This is a genomic window from Streptomyces sp. NPDC002133, assembly GCF_040296405.1.
GTDB lineage: Bacteria > Actinomycetota > Actinomycetes > Streptomycetales > Streptomycetaceae > Streptomyces.
In genome coordinates, this window is sequence record NZ_JBEOXF010000084.1 from 1 (window position 1) to 19,778 (window position 19,778).

The 19,778-nt window shown below is 70.7% G+C and carries 17 protein-coding genes, 1 pseudogene and 1 riboswitch; of the genes and pseudogenes, 6 read left to right on the forward strand and 12 right to left on the reverse strand.

Going from position 1 to position 19,778, the window contains the following annotated elements:
* Positions 1–1,343 (reverse strand): sensor histidine kinase (locus ABT078_RS39120; RefSeq protein ID WP_351236619.1); only part of this gene is annotated, 1,343 nt, incomplete at its 3' end.
* Positions 1,344–1,809: 466 nt separating this feature from the next.
* Positions 1,810–3,090: an MBL fold metallo-hydrolase gene (locus ABT078_RS39125; protein ID WP_351236621.1), complete on the reverse strand. Its 1,281-nt coding sequence runs from the start codon at positions 3,088–3,090 to the stop codon at positions 1,810–1,812.
* 229 nt (positions 3,091–3,319) lie between these two features.
* Here ABT078_RS39125 and ABT078_RS39130 point away from each other — a divergent pair, with 229 nt between their 5' ends.
* The 5 genes from ABT078_RS39130 to ABT078_RS39150 all read left to right on the forward strand — a co-directional run bounded on the left by ABT078_RS39130 (position 3,320) and on the right by ABT078_RS39150 (position 6,999).
* The gene (locus tag ABT078_RS39130; protein WP_351236623.1) at positions 3,320–3,496 is read left to right on the forward strand and encodes a hypothetical protein; all 177 of its coding nucleotides are present in this window, start codon (positions 3,320–3,322) and stop codon (positions 3,494–3,496) included.
* A gap of 27 nt (positions 3,497–3,523) precedes the next feature.
* A complete protein-coding gene (locus ABT078_RS39135; RefSeq protein WP_351236625.1) occupies positions 3,524–3,964 on the forward strand; it encodes a carboxymuconolactone decarboxylase family protein in 441 nt (146 codons plus the stop codon).
* Positions 3,965–4,052: 88 nt separating this feature from the next.
* Positions 4,053–5,240 (forward strand): Glu/Leu/Phe/Val dehydrogenase dimerization domain-containing protein, encoded by a 1,188-nt coding sequence (locus ABT078_RS39140; RefSeq protein WP_351236662.1) that lies wholly within the window; start codon positions 4,053–4,055, stop codon positions 5,238–5,240.
* A 191-nt stretch (positions 5,241–5,431) separates the two neighbouring features.
* The gene (locus tag ABT078_RS39145; protein ID WP_351236627.1) at positions 5,432–6,052 is read left to right on the forward strand and encodes a TetR/AcrR family transcriptional regulator; all 621 of its coding nucleotides are present in this window, start codon (positions 5,432–5,434) and stop codon (positions 6,050–6,052) included.
* Positions 6,053–6,081: 29 nt separating this feature from the next.
* Positions 6,082–6,999 carry a carbohydrate kinase family protein gene (locus ABT078_RS39150; protein WP_502981526.1) on the forward strand — a complete coding sequence of 306 codons (918 nt, stop codon included), beginning with the start codon at positions 6,082–6,084 and terminating at the stop codon, positions 6,997–6,999.
* 392 nt (positions 7,000–7,391) lie between these two features.
* Here ABT078_RS39150 and ABT078_RS39155 read toward each other — a convergent pair whose 3' ends face one another.
* The 3 genes and pseudogenes from ABT078_RS39155 to ABT078_RS39165 all read right to left on the reverse strand — a co-directional run.
* Positions 7,392–8,189 carry an SGNH/GDSL hydrolase family protein gene (locus ABT078_RS39155; RefSeq protein ID WP_351236631.1) on the reverse strand — a complete coding sequence of 266 codons (798 nt, stop codon included), beginning with the start codon at positions 8,187–8,189 and terminating at the stop codon, positions 7,392–7,394.
* 175 nt (positions 8,190–8,364) lie between these two features.
* The gene (locus ABT078_RS39160; RefSeq protein WP_351236633.1) at positions 8,365–9,357 is read right to left on the reverse strand and encodes a M23 family metallopeptidase; all 993 of its coding nucleotides are present in this window, start codon (positions 9,355–9,357) and stop codon (positions 8,365–8,367) included.
* A 4-nt stretch (positions 9,358–9,361) separates the two neighbouring features.
* Positions 9,362–9,520, reverse strand: a riboswitch (cyclic di-AMP (ydaO/yuaA leader).
* A gap of 331 nt (positions 9,521–9,851) precedes the next feature.
* Positions 9,852–10,350: pseudogene (locus ABT078_RS39165) on the reverse strand (GH36 C-terminal domain-containing protein); the annotation flags it as partial.
* Positions 10,351–10,621: 271 nt separating this feature from the next.
* Here ABT078_RS39165 and ABT078_RS39170 point away from each other — a divergent pair.
* On the forward strand, positions 10,622–11,437 hold the full coding sequence (locus tag ABT078_RS39170) for a tyrosine-protein phosphatase (RefSeq protein WP_351236635.1): 816 nt from the start codon (positions 10,622–10,624) through the stop codon (positions 11,435–11,437).
* A gap of 47 nt (positions 11,438–11,484) precedes the next feature.
* Here ABT078_RS39170 and ABT078_RS39175 read toward each other — a convergent pair whose 3' ends face one another.
* The 7 genes from ABT078_RS39175 to shc form a co-directional block, all read right to left on the reverse strand.
* Positions 11,485–11,646, reverse strand: a complete 162-nt coding sequence (locus ABT078_RS39175) for a DUF6126 family protein (RefSeq protein ID WP_351236664.1) — start codon at positions 11,644–11,646, stop codon at positions 11,485–11,487.
* Positions 11,643–12,260 (reverse strand): helix-turn-helix domain-containing protein, encoded by a 618-nt coding sequence (locus ABT078_RS39180; RefSeq protein ID WP_351236637.1) that lies wholly within the window; start codon positions 12,258–12,260, stop codon positions 11,643–11,645. Before ABT078_RS39180 ends, ABT078_RS39175 begins: the two co-directional genes overlap by 4 nt.
* Positions 12,261–12,553: 293 nt before the next feature.
* Entirely contained in the window at positions 12,554–13,939 is a 1,386-nt protein-coding gene (locus ABT078_RS39185) for an aspartate aminotransferase family protein (protein ID WP_351236639.1), read from the reverse strand.
* Complete coding sequence (gene dxs / locus ABT078_RS39190) at positions 13,936–15,837, reverse strand: 1-deoxy-D-xylulose-5-phosphate synthase (protein ID WP_351236641.1); 1,902 nt, start codon at positions 15,835–15,837, stop codon at positions 13,936–13,938. The genes ABT078_RS39185 and dxs overlap by 4 nt, the downstream gene beginning before the upstream one ends.
* A gap of 73 nt (positions 15,838–15,910) precedes the next feature.
* On the reverse strand, positions 15,911–16,933 hold the full coding sequence (hpnH, locus tag ABT078_RS39195; protein WP_351236644.1) for an adenosyl-hopene transferase HpnH: 1,023 nt from the start codon (positions 16,931–16,933) through the stop codon (positions 15,911–15,913).
* 5 nt (positions 16,934–16,938) lie between these two features.
* The gene (locus ABT078_RS39200) at positions 16,939–17,613 is read right to left on the reverse strand and encodes a phosphorylase family protein (RefSeq protein WP_351236646.1); all 675 of its coding nucleotides are present in this window, start codon (positions 17,611–17,613) and stop codon (positions 16,939–16,941) included.
* Entirely contained in the window at positions 17,614–19,614 is a 2,001-nt protein-coding gene (gene shc, locus ABT078_RS39205) for a squalene--hopene cyclase (protein WP_351236648.1), read from the reverse strand.
* Between the last annotated feature and the right edge of the window lie 164 nt (positions 19,615–19,778).

Genomic DNA, 19,778 nt, shown 5'->3' on the forward strand with positions numbered 1-19,778 from the left:
GTCACGGCGCGTGCCGGGTGGCCGCGCATCGCCGGTTCGCCCGGCCGTACGGGCGTGCGGCGCGGCGGGCGTCGCCCTCCTGTGGCCTGTTCCGTGCCGGGCGTGCCCGGATCGACTCCGAGCAACCCTTGCGGCAGGACGAGTACGGCCTGGATGCCGCCGTAGATGTTGGACTGGAGGCGGACCGCGATGCCGTGCCTGCGGGCGAGGGCCGAGACCACGAACAGGCCGATGCGGCCGTCCTGCAGGAGATGGGCCACATTGACCTGGTCGGGGTCGGCGAGCAGGGCGTTCATCTTGTTCTGCTCGGTGACCGGCATGCCCAGGCCCCGGTCCTCCACCTCGATGGCGAGACCCGCCGTGACGCGCGAGGCGCGCAGCAGGACCTGTGTGTGCGGGGCGGAGAACAGGGTGGCGTTCTCGACGAGTTCGGCCAGCAGATGGATGACGTCGGCGACGGCGTGCCCGCGCAGGTTGCCGTCGATCGGCGGCACGAGCTTGACCCGCGGATACTGCTCGACCTCCGCGATCGAGGAGCGCAGCACCTCGGTCATGGTGACCGGGTTGGACCACTGGCGGCGGGAGATGGCGCCGCCGAGCACCGCCAGGTTCTCGGCGTGCCGGCGGATGCGGGTGGCGAGGTGGTCGACGTGGAAGAGCCCCTTGAGCAGCTCGGGGTCCTCGACCTCGTTCTCCAGCTCGTCGAGCAGCTGGATCTCGCGGTGCACGAGCGACTGCAGCCGACGGGCCAGATTGACGAAGACTTCGACCTTCTGCTCGTTGCCGACGCTGCTGGAGAGCCGGGACGCCTGGACGACCGCGGCCACAGCGGCGTCGTAGGACCGCGACAACTCATGGGCGAGCAGGTCGAATTCATCACCTGCAGGGGCCGCGGGCGGACCCTCGTGGCGGGCCTGCGGGCGTTCGCCGCGCCGCAAGCCCTCCACCACGACGCGCAGTTCCGCCTGGTTGCGCGCGCTGGAGCGGCGCAGAGCGTGACAGCGGTCGAGCACCGATCTCGCGACACGGTCGGCGCCCATCGCCGCCGCCACCACGGCCGCGACGGCGAGGGCCGCGGAGCCGGCGAGTGCGACCCACAGGGCGGCCGACGGCCGTGCCTCGGTGGAACGGATGGTGAAGAGCACCGCTGCGGCACCGCTCAGCGAGACGACGACGACCGGCAGGATCGCGGTGCGCAGCAGTTGTGGGCGTATGCGGGATTCCGGCGACGGCGGCGTGGTCTGCGGCCTGCCCGAGGCGGAGGACGATCGGGAGCCTGACCGGCCGTGCCGTCCGCCCTCGCGGCGGTCCGGCCGCGCGGCGGGTGCGCGAAGTTGAGACATCAGCGTCCTTGGTACGTGGCCCAGGAATCGGAGCACCGATCGGCGTACTCATCGGCGTACTGCGGCTGTTCAGCTTCGGCTCAGCGGCGGGGCGACGCCAGGACTGGTTGAGCCCACCGTTGATCACCGACCACACAGGGTAGTCGTCAATCGTTCACGTCCGGTGGGCAGTTGACAAACTTGCCCCAAGAGCAACCCGCTCTGGTATGAGGGCTCGTACGGCAGCGCGAATATGTCTGGCAATACGGCCCGCGAAGACGGCCCGCGGCCGGGCGCGATCCGGCTGGGCAGGCCGAGTCCGGCTCGAATCGGCCGAGAACCAGGCAGGATCAGGCCGGATCAGGGTGCATGCCGGGCCACGCAGGACCGACGGGACAGGCGACACCGGCCGGAAAGGGCCTTCGGGCGGCCGGAACCGCGCCCAGGCGGTCTCGAAAGCTCGGCCCAGGCGGTGTCAGAGGCCCGGCTAGGCGGTCGGGGCCGTCTCGGGGGCTCCCGCACCGCTGCCGGGACTCGTGCCCCGGACGGCGGCGTCGGCGATCGCGCCGGCGTCGGATGCCGCACGCGCACCTGGGGCCGCACCGGCCGCGTCGGGTCGTACGGCCGCGGACGTGGGGGCGGCGGCCGGGGCGGGTGCGACGGCCCGCCACCAAGGCGCCGCCGGGATGTCGTCGGAGGTGGGCTCGAAGGGCTCGCCCGGCAGCGGCAGCGCCACGCGCGCCCCCGCATCGGCCGCCGCGGTGAGCGTGCCCTCCCCGGGCTCCGCCCACGGGTGGAACGCGAGGTTGAACGTGGCCCAGTGGATCGGCAGCATCACTCCGGCCGGCTCGCTGCCCTGGAGGTCGAGGTGGGCACGCATGCCCTCGGCCGGGGTCATGTGGATGTCGGGCCAGTACTCGCTGTAGGCACCGATCTGGATCATGGTCGCGTCGAAGGGGCCGTGCTCGGCGCCGATCTCCTTGAAACCAGGGAAGTAACCGGTGTCCCCGCTGTGGTAGACCCGGTGTCCGGAGGGGCCCTCGACGACCCAGGACGCCCAGAGCGTGTGCTGCTGGTTGCGCAGGCCGCGGCCGCAGAAGTGGCGTGCCGGGGTGGCGGTCAGCCGCAGCCCGGCCACCTCCGTCGACTCGGTCCAGTCCAGCTCGCGCAGCCGGCCCTCGGAGACGCCCCAGCGCTCCAAGTGGGCGCCGACGCCGAGCGGCACCACGAACAGGGTGTCCGTGGCCGCCAGCGCGCGGATCGTGGACAGGTCGAGGTGGTCGTAGTGGTCGTGGGAGATCACGACGACATCGACCGGGCCGAGCGAGGCGAGCGGCGCGGGAACGGGGTGCAGGCGCTTGGGCCCGGCGAAGGCGAAGGGCGAGCAGCGAGAGCCCCAGACCGGGTCGAACAGCACCCGTCGGCCGTCGATCTCGGCGAGGACGCTCGAATGACCCATCCAGGTGAGCCGCAGCCCGGAGACCGGCGGCTCGGCCAGGTCGGACAGGGTGGTGGTGTGCAGGGGTACGGGCGCCTCAGGCGTGCGGAGCCTGCGCGCCTCCTTCTGGAAGTAGATCTTGGCGAACTCGAGGGTGGAGCCGGACGGCCTCGTCCTGGCCCCGACCGGGTTCCGGAACACCCCGTCGGCGAAATTCGGCGAGCGGCGGATCCGCTCCATGCGCTCCCCTGCAGGGTCGGCCCCGAAGGCGGCGGGTCGCAGCGACCGCAGCGTGGAGCGCAGCGAATGCGGGGAAGCAGCGCCGGTCACAAGGCCTCCTGGAGGTGCGGGGTCTTCCATTATGGGCGTCGGTTACGCCAGTGCGGGAACGGAAAAGTGATGTGAGTTGTTCCACGAGACTCCCGGAAACCGGGCCCAGGGACGTCGCAATGTCACATCGAGCTGTGCCATGTCACGTGGCACAGTGCCATGTCACATCGGATCTGTGCGGCCCGTCGTACGCGTGTCAGAACGAGACGCGACACGGGAGGAGCCCGTCGTGGCCCGTATTCCGCTCGCCCCGCCCCGCACCCTCTTCCACCGCGTTGACGCGTGGTGCTCGAAGCCCGCGTACCAGGAGGTCCTCGACACCGTGAAGGCGCTCGGCCACAACATGCGCGCCCTGCGCGCCGACCTCCGCTTCGAGCAGGCCGTGTCCAAGTGGGAACGCCCTTGACCCGGTCCTCAGGGCACTGACCGAGATGTGGCCACGGCTGCCTCGATCGGCTGCAGCTGGTGCATGGACTTCGGCTACCGGGCGAGCCGGCCGGAGGGGATCGACGCCCGCAAGCTGCAGGACGTGCCTGTATGGCGTGAAAGTGACGCGTACACGTCGCTCGAGCGGGACTTCTTGGAATACGCGGAGGCGATGACCGCGAACCCGCCTGAAGTCACGGACGAACTGGCCCAGCGGCTGCTCCGGGCGCTCGGCGAGGCCGCGTATCTGGAGCTGACCGCGATGGTGGCGGTGGAGGATCTGCGCTCACGAATCAATGCGGCGCTCGGTCTGACCAGCCTGGGATTCGAGGACCACCGCGAGGTGCCGCAATCGCCATCCGCCGCCTCGTCCGGGCGATCCGGGCGATCCGGCGGCACTGAGGCATGTCGCCGTGGTCCCCCAGCCCTCCGGAGCCGTCCGCGTTGACACGGCTGCACCCGCCTTCGGATACTGACCGACGGTTCAGTTCGTCGTCGTGTCTGGAGGCACCGTGTCCACCCTGGAGGCCCTCTCGATGGCCCGTCCCCTGATCTCGCTCACCTGGACGGACCACGTCACCGGCCGCCAGGGCCATCTGGTGGTCGACCGCCTCGTCCGCGGAGTGTCCAGCGGCGGGCTGCGGATGCGTGCAGGCTGCACGCTCGACGAGGTGGCCGGGCTCGCGCGGGGCATGACGATGAAGGAGGCCCTGCACTACAAGGCCGACGATCCGACGGTGCGGTACATCCCGCTCGGCGGCGCGAAGGGCGGCATCGACTGCGATCCGCAGGACCCGGAGGCGTACGGCGTCCTCGTGCGCTATCTGCGGGCCATGCGCCCGTACATCGAGAGCGTCTGGACCACCGGCGAGGACCTCGGCCTCACGCAGGACCTCGTCGACAAGGCGGCCGCAGAGGCCGGCCTCGTCTCATCCGTGCAGGCCGTCTATCCGCTGCTCGACGACGAGGCGGCGGCACGGCAGCGGCTCGCCGACGCCTTCGCCGTCGAGGTCGACGGCATCGGCCTCGACGAGCTGGTCGGCGGCTGCGGTGTCGCCGAGTCGGTGCTCACGGCACTCGACCTGGCGGGCGAGGACCGCGCGGGCGTCCGGGTCTCCGTCCAGGGCCTCGGCACCATGGGTGGGGCGACGGCACGCTTCCTGTCCCGCGCGGGCCTGCGGATCGTCGCCGTGGCCGACATCAAGGGGACGATCGCCAACCCTGACGGCCTCGACATCGAGAAGCTGCTGGCCGCGCGCGACGCCTACGGAACGGTGGACCGCTCGGCGCTGCGCCCCGGCGACACCGAACTGCCCGCCGACGCCTGGCTGTCCGCCGAGACGGAGGTGCTGATCCCGGCCGCCGTCTCGTACGCCGTCGACACCGCCAACCAGGCGCTGATCACTGCGCGTTGGATCGTCGAAGCGGCCAACATGCCGGTCCTGCCCGACGCGGAGGAGCTGCTCGCCCGGCGCGGGATCACCGTCCTGCCGGACGTCGTCGTGAACTCCGGTACCAACGCCTGGTGGTGGTGGACGCTCTTCGGCGACATCGGTGCCGACGCGGAGGAGGCGTTCGCGTACACGCGCCGCTCGATGCGCGCCCTGGTCGGCCAGATGCTCGCACGCGCCCAGGCCGACGGCACGACGCCGCGCTCCGCCGCGCACGCAATCGTCGCCGACCGGCTGCCGGTGATCGCGGAACGCTTCGGCTGGTACAGGTAGGCCGGCGACCGCCGCCGCCCTCCGCGACGCCTCCTTCCGCCTCACGTGTCCGGTGAGCGCGGCAGGGCTCCCGTGCCTCGTGCTGCCCCGGATCTCGGTGGCGGGACTGCCCGTCGGCCTGGCGGTGGTGGCGGGCCGTGGGACCGACCGACGGCTCATGGAGCTCGCACACCCGTGTGTAGGGTGACCGGGTGACGAGAGTCCGGTTGAGCGTGGCGGAGCGACAGGAAGAGCTGCTGCGGGCCGCCGTGGAGCAGATCGAGGCGCGGGGCGTGGCCGCCGTGCGGATCGCCGATGTCGCCTCCGCACTCGGGGTGAGCAACGCCCTGGTGCTGTACCACTTCTCGACCAAGGAGCGGCTCGTCGCCGCCGCCTTCGGCTATGCCGCGGAGGGCGACCTGGCCCATCTGCGCAAGATCCTCGGTCGTCGGACATCCGCGGTACGCCGTCTGCGCGCCGCCGTCCGCTGGTACGCCCCGACGGGTCAGGCGAAAGGCTGGCGCCTGTGGATCGAGGGCTGGGCGGCGTCGCTGCGCGAACCGGCCCTGCGCGAAGTGGCTCGCGATCTCGACCAGCAGTGGAAGGCCGAGCTGACCGCGGTCATCGCGGAGGGCGCGACCGCCGGCGAGTTCCGCTGCGCCGACCCTGGGTCTGCGGCGTGGCGGCTGACGGCTCTGCTGGACGGTCTCGCGGTGCAGATGACGTCGTACGCGGGGTCGCTCAGCCGCGCCGCGATGCTGGAGTGGACGGACGAGGCCCTCGCCCGTGAACTGGGGCTCGACCGCCAAGCGCTGACACGACAGAGTGCGTAGCGCACCGAAGGCTCATGGGAGGGGAAGCGGTGTCCGCGCAACACGAGGACCGGCCGGAACTTGACGTCCTGGTGATCGGCGGCAGCGGGGTCGACACGGTCGTCCGCGTCGACTCGCTGCCGGTCCCGCTCGCGGACTCGGTCGGGGTACCCCCGATCACGGAGTGGCCGGGGCACACGGGAGGGAACGTGGCCCTCGGCTGCCGCTCCCTCGGACTCGACGTCAGATTCCTGGACTTCATCGGAGACGACGCACCGGGCCTGCAGGTCCGCGAACGACTCGCGGAGGGCGGTGTGGACTTCGCGCACCTGGTCTCTCCCGCCGGTACGCGACGTGCGGTGAACCTGGTCGACTCGGCGGGCCGCAGGATGTCCTTCTACGACGCGCGTGACGCCGTGGATCTGCGTATGCCGCGCGACTTCTACCTGCCGCATCTGCGACGGGCCCGGCACGTACATCTGTCGATCATGAACTTCGCCCGTTTTCTCTACGACGACATCGCCGAACTCGGTGTTCCCGTCTCCACCGACCTCCACGACTGGGACGGAGTGGACGACTACCACAAGGAGTTCGCACTCCGCTCCGACGTGGTCTTCCTCAGCGCGGCGGGGGCCGGTGAGCGGATCGCGTCGGTGATGCGGGAGATCCTGCGCGAAGGGCGGGCGGACACCGTGGTCGCGACGGCCGGAGCCGGCGGCTCGTATGTGATGACCCGCGAGGGCGGCCGCACACCACGTCCGGTCCCGGCCGTGGCGCCGCCCGCGCCGGTGGTGGACTCCAACGGCGCCGGGGACGCGTATGTGTGCGGCTTCCTCTACGGGCGGCTGGCCGGCCGTCCCGCTGCGGACTGTGCCCGGCTGGGCGCGGTGGCCGGGGCCCACGCCTGTACGGGCCGGGGCAGCTCGGCGCTGATCCGCCCCGAGGAACTGGCCGCGGCTCAGGTCTGACGCAGCAGTTCGTACACCGACGCGTCGAGCCCGAAGGTCCAGGCGACACCCTCCTTCGCGGTGCGCATGATCTAGCGATTCCCCCCGGTCGCGCATGATCTCTTCGCAGCGTCGAAGGATCCCGTCGGTGAACGGCCCGCGCCGTCGACCTTGGCCGGGACGCTTCTGGTTCTCGATGGGTGTAGACGACCGTACGGCCCCTGCGGACATAGGGGTTTGCCCCCCCAGCGCGGGGACATGGATGGATACGATCGCGCTCGTGAAGCTCGTGACGCAGGTGAAGCTGATGCCGGAGGCCGACCAGGCTGCCGCGCTGTCGGCGAGTGGACGGAGGAGCCCACCCAGCAGCCAGTTGGGCACTACCTCCAAGCCCGGTCCCTTTCAGGGCCGGGTCAAGTTGACAGTGGAAGCAGATCCGGACGCTTCGGCTCCACGTGATCACCGGAGGACTCGCCCCGCAGCCGCCTGCCGATCCACGGGACGAGGTACTCGCGCGCCCAGTGGATGTCGTCGCGCCGGACCTCGAGCGTGCCGCGCGGCGGCAGCGAGGGCCATGGCTGATCCGGGTCGACGGGGACGGAGAACCCGAGGACCTGGGCGGCGCGGAGCGCCACGCGCGTGTGTCCCTCGGGGGAGAGATGCAGCCGGTCGTCGTCCCAGGCGCGCCTGTCCTGGACGGACCTGAGCGACCAGAGGTCGAGGACCGGGCAGTCGTAGCGGTCGGCGATGGCGCGGACGTGCGCGGTGTACGTGGCGATCTTGCCGCGCAGATGGCGTAGCACGGGCACACCGCGGGTGTCGAAGCCGGTGGTCACCATGACGGTGCCGACGGCCGAGGTGAGGTCGGCGACGGCTCGTTCGAAGCGCTCGGCGACGTCGTCGGGGTCGGTGCCGGGCCGGATGATGTCGTTGCCGCCCGCGCAGAACGTCACCAGGTCGGGGGCGAGTTCCCTCGCGCGCGGGACCTGTTCCGCCACGATCTGATCGAGAAGGCGGCCGCGCACGGCGAGATTGGCGTAGCGGAAGGCGTGCTCCGGTGCGCGGTCGTCGAGCAGGACCGCCAAGCGATCCGCCCAGCCCATGAACTGACCCTCGGGTCCGGGGTCCCCGACGCCCTCGGTGAAGCTGTCACCGATCGCCGCGTACGACCCGAATGTTCTGTTTTCCGTTGATCTCGAATCGTCTGCCACGTCGAGACATCATTCACGGCGCTAAGTGACCTACGCCACCGTAGGGAGGTGTTGACGGGGCGTGAGATAGACCACCTGGTCAGTTTTCCGCTCGGCGGGAATACGGCCACATGCACGCCCGCCGCCCTCCGGGTCAGGTCGGAGGGCGGCGGACACTGCTGACGTTACGTCAGGTTCAGATCGAGACGCCGTACTGGCGCAGGTAGGCGAGCGGGTCCATGTCCGAGCCGTAGTCCGGGGTGGTGCGGATCTCGAAGTGCAGGTGCGGACCGGTGGAGTTGCCGGTGGAGCCGGAGAGGCCGATCTGCTGCCCGCCGGTGACGCTCTCGCCGGACGAGATGGAGAGCTGGGAGAGGTGGGCGTACTGCGAGTACGTGCCGTCGTCGTGCCGGATGACGACCTGGTTGCCGTACGCGCCGGCCCAGCCGGCCGAGACGACGGTGCCGGGGCCGACCGACTTGACGGAGGTGCCGGTGGGGGCTGCGAAGTCGACACCGGTGTGGTAGCCGCTGGACCACATGGCTCCGGCGGTGCGGTAGGCGGTGGTCATGCTCGCGTCGACCGGGGCGAAGTAGCCGGAGAAGTTGCTCTGCGCGGCGGGGGCAGGGGCGGCGGCAGCGGCAGCGGCGGGGGCCTGGGCGGCATCGGATCCGGATTCGGCGCGCGCCTGCGAGCGCTCGGCCTTCGCCGGAGCCTCGGCCCGCGCGTCGGCCTTGGCGGGCGCCTCGGCCTTCGACGCCTTCGCCTTCGCCTTCTCGTTGCCGGGGGCCTCGGCCGGAGCCTTCGCCTGGGCCTTGACGCCGAGCGTGAGCTTGAGACCCGGGTGGATGAGCGACGGGTTCTCGCCGACGGTCTCGCGGTTGTCCGCGTACAGCTTCTTCCAGCCGCCCCGGACGTCCTGCTCCACGGCGATCTTCGACAGGTAGTCACCGGACACGACCGTGTAGGTCTTGGCCGCCTTCCCCGTCTGGGCCGCCTGGGGGGCGGCGGCCTTGTGGGCGATGGTGGCGACGCGCTCGGGGGCGACGGTGGGCGCGGACGTGTCCGCGGCGTGCGCACCCGCGGCGCCGATCAGGGGGAGTGCGATGGCGGCACCACCCGTGCCCGCGGCGACGAATCCGCGCGAGATGGGGTTGGTCCTCGGACGACGATGCTTGCCCTTGGGCATGGCGAATTCCTCTCCGGCGCCTACGAGGTGAGCTGTCGGGTGCGGGCTGGAGACGCCCGGCCGCGAGGTGTGCGGCTTGACCCCTAGCCGTCCGGAACTCCGGTCGGCGTTCTACCTGGGTCCCCCGCTCCTGCCACGCGTGGGGGGTGGGTGCGTATTCCGGTCGGCGGCAGGATTAGGCGGTCCGACCGGATTGCGGCGAACTTAAGGGAGCCGGTCGACGGGAACAAGCCATCTCATTAACCCGGCATTCACCCGGGTTCCGACAACAGGGAATTCCCGGTCACCCTCCGTCGATTACGGATCTCTGATTGCCTTGCGGACAAAGGCAATTGATTGCGGGACACGACAACAGAACGTCACGAATATGATCCCGCTCACGCAACGAGGCCCATCCCCCTTACAACCGGGGCGTGTTCCACCAAAGGCCTCAATACGGACAGAAGCCACATTGAGTAGGCATCCCACTCGATGCACCCGTAAGGGCGGAAGGGTCAGATCCGGCCGGATCTGCGGCTCAGCCGGAGCACCACAGCGTCGCGGTCACCGCGCAGCCCCGTGTCCTTTCCGTGATGCAGCAGCACCGCACCCCGGTGGACGGTCTGCGTGTCCAGACACTCGTGAGCCGCCGCCGGGTCGAGCCCGCGCAGCCTGAGCGCGGGCGGCCGCTCCCCGTGGCTCTGCGCCTCGAGCCAGGCCAGGACGACGACCTCGTCGCCGCGCACGTACTGCACAGCGCTCAGCCCGCCCTCCGGCGGGCGCAGCCGGTGGAGCTCGCCGTGCTGCACGACCGGCCTGATCTTCTCAGAGGGGTCCACCCAGCCTTACTAGGGGTCCACCCAGCCGCGGGCCTCGGTCAGCTCGTCCTCTACTCCTACTCCACCGCGCGAGGTCGCCGCCGACGCCCAGCACCCCGGCCATCGCGTTGACGAAACGGAACCGCAGGGAGCTGATTCCGCCATTGAGCCGCACATTCGGGCTGCGGGGTCCCCAGTGCAGATGCAGCAGCTCGCCGCGGTCGGTGACGTGCAGCGCGTAGCTGCACGTACGCCCGGACAGAAGCCAGATGCGCCCCTCACCGACCGACTGGATCACCGCAACCCCCCAGATCTGCACAGACCCACACATCATCAGCGGGAACCGTCCCTGGAGGCAACGCTCTTGGCGCCGCAACCAAGATGATTGCCTGAGGAATCGATGTCGTAGGGTCGGGAGCGCGCCATCGTCGGCGAGCAGTGCCGACCGCAGACACGGAGGAGCCCCCGTGACGCAGCAGCTGCCCCAGACCCCGTCGACCGAACCCGAGCTCGCAGGCGTGCGCAACTTCAGGGACGTGGGCGGACTGCCTACCGTGGACGGGCGACGCGTGCAGTACGGACGGCTCTTCCGGAGCGGTCACCTCGCGCACGCCACCGAGAGCGACGCCACCTTCCTCGCCTCGCTCGGGCTCCACACGATCTTCGACTTCCGGAACGCTGCGGACCACAAGCTGGAGGGCCTCGACGTCGAGCTGCCCGGCGTGCGGAATGTCAACATCCCGCTCAGCGACCCTGCCGACGGCGCCGAGTTCTGGAAGATGGTCCGCGACGGCGACCTCGAACAGCTCAGGTCGATCCTCGCCGACGGCAAGGCGGCCGACCGGATGTCCGCCTCCTACCGCATGATCATCAAGGAGCGCACCGCGGAGCACAGCGGGGTGCTGCACGCGCTGGCGGACGACAGCGTCCCGGCACTGATGCACTGCGCGGCGGGCAAGGACCGCGCGGGACTGTCGATCGCCATCTCGTTGCTGGCGGTGGGCGTCGAGCGGGACGCCGTCGAGGCCGACTACCTCAAGTCCAACGACCCCCACCGCCGCTACAAGGTGCGCCGCAGCGACACCTCCCCCGCCGGGATGTCGCCCGAGGTCATGGAGCTGCTCAGCCCGCTCTTCGATGCCCGGGCCGACTATCTTGCGGCGGCTCTCGAGACGATCGAGGAGACCTGGGGCGGCACCGAGCGCTACTTCGCCGAGGGCCTCCGGATCTCGCCCGAGACGCGCGAGCGCCTGCGCGAGCGGCTGCTGGACGGCTCGGTCTGAGTCTCCCGGCCGAGTCTCCGGACCGGCTCTCCCGACCACGGTCGGGGTCACTCGGCCCCGGCGGTGAACAGCGGACGGAGGAAGGCCGCGAAGAGGTGGCCTGCCACCACATACGCGAAGAGCCGGACGATCAGCCGGACGGGGCACTTCTGCTCCTGGTTCGCCTCCCGGCTCGACGACGTCTTCCCCTGCCTGACGGGTCCCCTCAGGCGTGCGGGTGTGCGTGCGGGTCGGGGCTCTGCAGCAGGGTGTGGACGAAGAGCAGCTCGGCGCCGCCGTGTGTGGCGGCGGCGATCCGGTGCGGCGTGAGCGAGTCGAAATGGGCGCTGTCCCCGGGTTCGAGCTCGTGCACGGTGTCGCCGAGGCCGAGCCGCAGCCAGCCTTCGAGCACGTACAGCCACTCCTCGCCGGGATGGACCCGGACGAGGTCGCCCTGGCTCCCGTAGGGCACACGCAGGCGCAGGGCCTGCATGGCCCGCGCACGGCCACCGGCCTGCCGGTACGTCCAGCCGTCGGCCTCCGCCGGGCCCATCTCGCCGCCCCGGATGATCGCGTCGCGCTCCGGTGCCGACTCGCCGAGGAGGTCGGAAACCGTCGTACCGTAGGCCCTGGCGAGGGCGAGGAGCATGGGCAGCGACGGTTGCCGGTTGCCGGTCTCCAGCCGGGAGAGATGGGCGGGCGAGAGGCCCGCCCGCTGGGCCGCGGCCTCCAGGGTGAGGCCGCGGCGGCGGCGCAGCTCCCGCAGCCGGGGCGCGACGTCGGGCAGCTCGTCCGCCGGCTGCCCGGCCGGCCCGCCTGCCTGGTGTCCGCTGGGAAGGCTCATGCCTCTATTGCGCCAGTAATTTTCCTCTAAGGCAAATTCATTACCCCTTAGGCAAAGGGCTGGGAGGCCCGCTTGCGCCGCCGCTCAGGCGGCGGGGCGCGGGTGCGCCCCCGCCCCACCCGCTGCTGCCGCTGCTGCCCGCGCCCGGACGCCTCGCCTCGAGGGGCGTGGCCCGCGACGCGGCGGCCGGATCGGGGACGGCGTTCCTGCTGCGGGAGCCGGCGGCGGCAGCCGGGCCGCCCGAAGCGCCCGGCCGGGAGCGGGCCGCCGCCGCCGAGGACGGCCCGCGAGGCTCAGCGGTTGGCGACGGCCTGCTTCACGAGCGTCTTGCCGAAGTCCCACATCAGCCCATTGCCGCCGTGCGCGTCGTCCATCACGGCCGTGAAGGCCGCGACGAAACGGTCGACGTCCGCCTCTTCGATGATCAGTGGCGGAATGAGCTTGATCACTTCCAGGTGGTCGCCGGAGACCTGGGTGAGGATGCGGTGCTTCTGCAGCAGCGGTACGACCACCATCTGCGCGAAGAGTCCCTTGCGGGCAGTCTGCAACATGGTCCAGCGGCTGCGCAGCTTCAGGGACGACGGCCTGCCGAACTCGATCCCGACCATCAGCCCGCGCCCGCGGACCTCCCGCAGCAGCTCGTAGCGGTCGACGAGCGCCGCGAGCCGCGTTCGCAGCAGATCCCCGGTCGCCCGTGCGTTGGCGACCACCTGCTCGTCCTCGATCACGGAGAGGACGGCGAGCCCGGCGGCCATCGCCTGCGCGTTGGAGCCGAAGCTGGCCGAGTGCACCAGCACCCGGTCCATCGACGAGTAAACCTTCTTGAAGATCCAGTCCTTGCCGAGGGTCGCGCCGACGGGCACATAGCCGCCCGAGAGCGCCTTCGCGACACACACCAGATCGGGCTCGACGCCGTCCTCGTGCTGGTACGCGTAGAAGTCGCCGGTCCTGCCGAGGCCGGTCTGCACCTCGTCGGCGATGAGCAGCGCCTTGTGGCGGTGCAGCAGCTCCTGGGCCGCGCGGAGGAATCCGGGCGGGGCCTCGTGCACGCCCTTGCCCTGAATGGGCTCCACGACGAAGCCCGCCACATCGCCGTGCTTCAGCTCGCGCTCCAGTGCGGCGAGATCGCCGAGCCCGATCGCGGTGTCGGGCAGCAGCGGGGCGAAGCCGTCGCGGAAGCCCGCCTCTCCGTTGACCGAGAGCGAGCCGGTGGTGAGCCCGTGGAAGGCGTGGGCGCAGTACAGGATCCGGGGCTTCCCGGTCGCGTACCGGGCGAACTTGAGGGCCGTCTCGACCGCCTCCGTACCGCTGTTCCCGAAGAAGATCCGGTCCAGGTGCGGGCTGTGGGCCAGGAGTTTCTCGGCGAGGAGTCCGGGCAGCGGTGCGCAGTCGAAACGGGTGAGGTCGGCGAGCGAGGCGTCGAGGACGTCGTGCAGCGCCTTTCGGACGACCGGGTGGTGCCGGCCGAGGCCCATGACTCCGAAGCCGGCGAGCATGTCGAGGTAGTCGTTGCCGTCGGCGTCCCAGAAGTGTGCGCCCTCGGCGCGCTCGTACACCTTGTCGAAGCCGATGGTGTGGAGCATCCGCGGCAGCTGGTGGTTGAGATGCCGTGCGTGCAGCTCGTACCGTTCGCCGCCGCGCTCCGCGAGCAGCTGCCCGAGGTCGAACTCCTTGCTCATGGGCCGTACTCCTCGGTCTTGACGGTCTGCGCGCGGCGCGCCAGCGAGGCACTGATCCGTCCGGCGATCTCCACCGGTGTCAGCCCGATGTCCGCCAGCACCTCGCCTCGCTTCGCGTGCGGGAGGAACTGCTCGGGGATACCGAAGGTGCGCAGCGGTACGTCCACGTCGGCGTCCTGCAGCGCCTGTCCGACCGCAGAGCCGACGCCGCCCGCCCTGCTGTTGTCCTCGACGACCGCGACCAGGCGATGCCGCTCGGCGAGCGGTGCGAGCTGCTCGTCGACGGGCTTGACCCAGCGCGGGTCGACGACGGTGCAGCGCAGTCCGCGGGCCTCCAGCAGATCGGCGGCCTGGAGGCACACGGACGCGAGCGCTCCGACGGAGACGATCAGTACCTCGGCGTCGTCGCTGCGGTGCAGGACGTCCATGCCGCCGACCCGCCCGAGCGCCGGGACCGGCTCGCCGACCGCCTCCTTGGGGAAGCGCAGCACGGTCGGCGCGTCGGTCACGTCGACGGCCTCGCGGAGCTGGGCCCGCAGCTGGTCGGCGTCGCGCGGGGCGGCGATCCGCAGGCCGGGGACGACCTGGAGGATCGACATGTCCCACATGCCGTTGTGGGACGCGCCGTCGGTGCCGGTGACACCGGCCCGGTCGAGCACGAATGTGACACCGCACTTGTGCAGTGCCACATCCATCAGCACCTGGTCGAAGGCACGGTTGAGGAACGTCGCGTAGACCGCGAAGACGGGGTGCACGCCGCCGGTGGCAAGGCCCGCGGCCGAGACCGCGCCGTGCTGCTCGGCGATTCCGACGTCCCAGACGCGGTCGGGAAAGCGCTCGGCGAACTTCGTCAGCCCGACCGGGTGCAGCATGGCCGCGGTGATCGCCACCACGTCGGGCCGCTCCGCCCCGATCGCGGCGATCTCGTCCCCGAACACCGAGGTCCAGGACGGGCCGCCCGCGGGCACCAGCGGCTCGCAGGTCAGCGGGTCCATCACGCCCACGCTGTGGAAGCGGTCGGCCTCGTCCTCCAGGGCCGGCGGGTAGCCGCGGCCCTTCTGTGTCAGGCAGTGCACCAGCACCGGACCGTGGAAGCGTTTGGCCCGGCGCAGCGCCGACTCGACGGCCGCGATGTCGTGGCCGTCTATGGGGCCGACGTACTTCAGCCCCAGGTCCTCGAACATGCCCTGCGGGGCGAAGGCGTCCTTGAAGCCCTTCTTCGCGCCGTGCAACGACTCGTACAGCGGCCGGCCGACGACGGGCGTGTGCTGGAGGACGTCCTTGCCCCAGGCGAGGAAGCGCTCGTAGCCGTCGGTGGTGCGAAGGGTCGCGAGGTGGTTGGCGAGGCCGCCGATCGTCGGAGCGTAGGAACGCTCGTTGTCGTTGACCACGATGATCAGCGGGCGGTCCCTGGCGTCCGCGATGTTGTTGAGCGCCTCCCAGGCCATACCGCCGGTCAGTGCACCGTCACCGATGACCGCGACGACGTGGTCGGTGCCGCCGAGGACCTGATGGGCCTTGGACAGCCCGTCCGCCCAGCCAAGGACGGTGGAGGCGTGGGAGTTCTCGATGACGTCGTGCTCGGACTCCTCGCGGGACGGGTATCCGGACAGGCCGCCCTTGCCGCGCAGCTTGGAGAAGTCCTGCCGGCCGGTGAGGAGCTTGTGGACGTAGCTCTGGTGCCCGGTGTCCCACAGGATGCGGTCGACGGGCGAGTCGAAAACCCGGTGGAGTGCGATGGAGAGCTCCACCACGCCGAGATTGGGCCCCAGATGGCCTCCGGTCCTGGCCACCGCATGGATCAGGAACTCCCTGATGTCCTCGGCCAGCTCGTCGAGTTCTGCTTCGTTCAGCGCCTTGAGATCGCGCGGCCCCCGGATGTTCTCCAGAACGGTCACGTTCGGGCCCCCTCTCTGGTCTGTTCGTCTCACGGCGACGGCGGGCGACGGGAAGCCGCCCGCCGGCCCTTCCTCATCCGCTCTTTCCGGTCACCGTGCCCCTGGCGGCACGCAGCGACTCCTTGAGGGAGCCCATGGTGGCGAGCACGGCCGTCGGCTCGTAGCCGCAGTGCGCCATGCAGTTCGCGCAGCGCGGGTCCTTGCCGCGGCCGTACTTGCTCCAGTCGGTGTCCTCGACGAGCTCCTTGTACGTGGGCACATACCCGTCGCTCATCAGGTAGCAGGGCCGCTGCCAGCCGAAGAGCGAGTAGTTCGGGATCGCCCACGCCGTGCACGGGAAGTCGACCTTGCCCTCCAGGAAGTCCAGGAAGAGGGGTGAGTGGTTCAGCCGCCAGCGCCGGCGGTTGCCGCCGGCGAACGCCTTCCTGAACAGTTCGCGGGTCTGCTCGACACCGAGGAAGTGCTCCTGGTCGGGCGCCTTCTCGTAGGCGTACGCGGGCGAGATCATCATCTCGTCGACCTTGAGGTCGTCGTTGAGGTAGTTCATCACCTCGATGACGGTCTGCGGGGTGTCGGTGTTGAAGAAGGTGGAGTTGGTGGTGACCCGGAAGCCGCGCTGCTTGGCCTCCTTGATGGCCTCCACCGCCTCGTCGAACACGCCCTCCTTGGCGACCGACTCGTCATGGCGCTCACGCAGCCCGTCGATGTGGACCGCGAAGGCGAAATAGGGCGACGGACTGAACTGGTCCATCCTCTTGCGCATCAGCAGGGCGTTGGTGCAGAGGAAGACGTACTTCTTCCGCGCCACCAACTGGCGCACGATTTCGTCGATCTGAGGGTGCATCAGTGGCTCGCCGCCCGCGATGGAGACCATCGGGGCCCCTGACTCCAGGACCGCACCCACGGCCTGCGCGACCGGCATGCGCTGCTTCAGGACTCCCGCCGGGTGCTGGATCTTTCCGCAGCCCTCGCACTTCAGATTGCACGCGAACAACGGCTCCAGCTCCACGATCAGCGGGAACTTCTCGCGCCTGCGGAGCTTCTGTTCGAAGAGATAGGTCCCGATTTTGATGGTCTGGCGGAGCGGCATGGCCATCTGGCTCACCTCCTGGGGAGCAGCAAAGAACGGTGCCATTCGTAGAAAGACGGAAGGACGGCACGGAGAACGCGGAAGGCTGATATTCCACCGCGCACCGTGCCAATGCGGACCAGCTCATGCTCAGGAGCGTCGACGACCACTCGGACGGCCGCAACCGGGCGTCGTCCCGCGCTCAGGGCGCAGTGCAGCGTGGCGGCGGACTCCATGTCCACGGCGATCGCTCCGGTGGCGGCCAGCTCGGCGCGCTCGTGGCCGCGTACGACGTGGTCGGAGCCGGTGAGCGGGCCGGTGTGCACCGTACGCCCGGGCACCGTCCGCGCCAGCTCGCGGACGAGCAGCTCCGTGCCGGTGCAGGGCGTGGCGCCCCAGGAGCCGCGGGTCTCGTCGGCCACGACCAGATCACCGGGGTGCATGCCCGGGGCGAGTCCTGCGCAGAAGCCGGCCGCGATGACCGCCGCGCCGGCCCGGCGGTCGTCGCGGAGGGCGTGTGCGACGGCACGCTGGGCGTTACGGGGGCCCATGCCCGTACGGAGCACGGTCACCGGGCCCGGCGCGCCGCCGCGCCCGCCGCCGCGCAGGGCGAGCTGCTCGATGCCGAGAGCGCAGGCGATCAGCAGCGGCGGCGCGCTGGAGCCGGACGGTCCGGTGGCGCCGGACGGCTCCGTGGGAGCGTCCACTCAGCCCCCGTTCCGGCCGGCGAAGGGCTCACCGTGCACATAGCGGCCGAGGGCCGTGAGCGGGAAGACCTGCCGGTACAGGTGGTAGTTGATGGAGAAGTCCCACGGGAAGCCGGTGCCGGTGAAGTACGGCTCGTCCCAGGAGCCGTCCTCGCGCTGCGTCTCGGCGAGGTGGGCGATACCCCGCTCGACCGCCTTGCCGTCCCGCTCCCCCGCCGCGAGCAGGGCCAGCAGCGCCCACGCGGTCTGGGACGCGGTGGAGGCGCCGTGGCCGATCGCGGACGCGTCCCGGTAGGAGCGCAGGTCCTCGCCCCAGCCCCCGTCGTCGTTCTGCACGGCTTCGAGCCAGCGGACGGCGCGCCGGATCGCGGGGTGAGCGGTGGGCAGCCCCGCGGCGGTCAGGGCCGGTACCACCGAGCCGGTTCCGTAGACGTAGTTGACGCCCCAGCGTCCGAACCAGGCTCCGTTCGGCTCCTGTTCGGCGAGCAGCCACTCGACTCCCCTGCGCGTACGGGGGTGGTGGGACCTGCCCTCATGGGCGAGCATCTCGACGACGTGGGCGGTGACGTCGGCGGACGGCGGGTCGATCACCTCGCCGAAGTCGCAGAACGGAAGCCGGTTGGGGAATCGGCTGGTGTTGTCGGCGTCGAAGGCGCCCCAGGCGCCGTTCTTCGACTGCATCCCGAGCGTCCAGTTGCCGGCCCGCGCGATCGCGGCCTCGACGTGTGAGGGGTCGGGATGCCGCACCCGGCGCAGCGCGAGGATGACCTCGGCGGTGTCGTCGATGTCGGGGTAGTTGTCGTTGTGGAACTCGAACGCCCAGCCGCCGGGGGCGAGCCGGGGCCTGCGCACGGCCCAGTCACCCTTCTTGACGATCTCTTCGCCGAGCATCCAGTCGGCCGCCCTGACCAGTGCGGGGTGGTCGGCGGGCAGTCCGGCGTCGGCGAGCGCGATGGTCGCGAGGCAGGTGTCCCAGACCGGTGACTGGCAGGCTTCGATCACCCGGGCCCCGTCGTCGCGCCAGACGGCGAAGCGGTCCAGCGACTCCAGGCCAGCCCGCATCACCGGGTGTTGGAGGTCGTAGCCGAGCAGATGCAGAGCGATGATCGAGTAGACCGCGGGCGGCTGGATGCCGCCCCAGCAGCCGTCGTTCTCCTGACGCTCGACGATCCAGCGTGCCGCGCTGCTCATGGCCGCGCGGCGCAGCGGGCGCGGGGCGACCTTGTGGTAGCGGTGCAGCGCCTTGTCGAGACGCTGGAAGATGCCGTCCCAACTGGCCGCCGGGGCAAGGGGCCCGGGCGGGTTCGGGTGGCGTGCGTCCTTGTGGAGCTCGTCGAGCGCGAAGGGTGCGGGACGGACGGGCCGCTTCGCGGAGACGATGGTGAGCGGCACGATGGTCTGCCGCGCCCAGCAGCCGAAGTCGTAGATGTTGAGCGGGAACCACGAGGGCAGATAGATCAGTTCGGGCGGCAGCTCGGGCAGGTCGTCCCAATTCCACCAGCCGAAGAGCGCGAGCCAGATGCGGGTGAAGACCCGGCTCGCGGAGATGCCGCCGTGCGCGCGGATCCATTCGGCGGCGCGGGACATGTGCGGGTCCTCGGGCCGGTCTCCCGCGAGGCGCAGCGCGACATAGGCCTCGATCGTGGTGGAGAGCTCTCCGGGGCCGCCGTAGAAGGTGGCCCAGGTGCCGTCGTCGCGCTGTTCGCCGCGGATGAAGAGGGCGGCGGCGTGCGTGGTCTTCTCGTCCTGGATGCCGAGGAATTGACGCAGCAACAAATCTTCCGCGTCCATCGTGACGTTGGTCTCGAGGTCGCCCTTCCACCAGCCTTGGGGGTCCTGGTGTGCGAGCAGGAAGTCGATCGAGCGCTGCGCCGCGCGTTCGGCGGCTGAAAAGGTGTCACCTCCCGTGGGAGGGGGGGCGGGAGGTGTGTCGGTCGGTTCGCTGGCCGCGGCTGCGCGGGGTCCCGGGGCCCCTGTGCTTCCGTCGGTCGTCGCTGTCATGGCTTCCCCTTCGTGCAGTCGGATCTCTGCTGCTGCGGGTCTGCCGTCGGCCGGTGCCGGGAAGGGCACCGGCCGGCGACTGCGAGCTCATATGCGGTTGATCGTGATCATCTCCGAGGCCTGATCATCTCGTCCGTACGGCGTGACCGGCCGCCGCGCCCCGA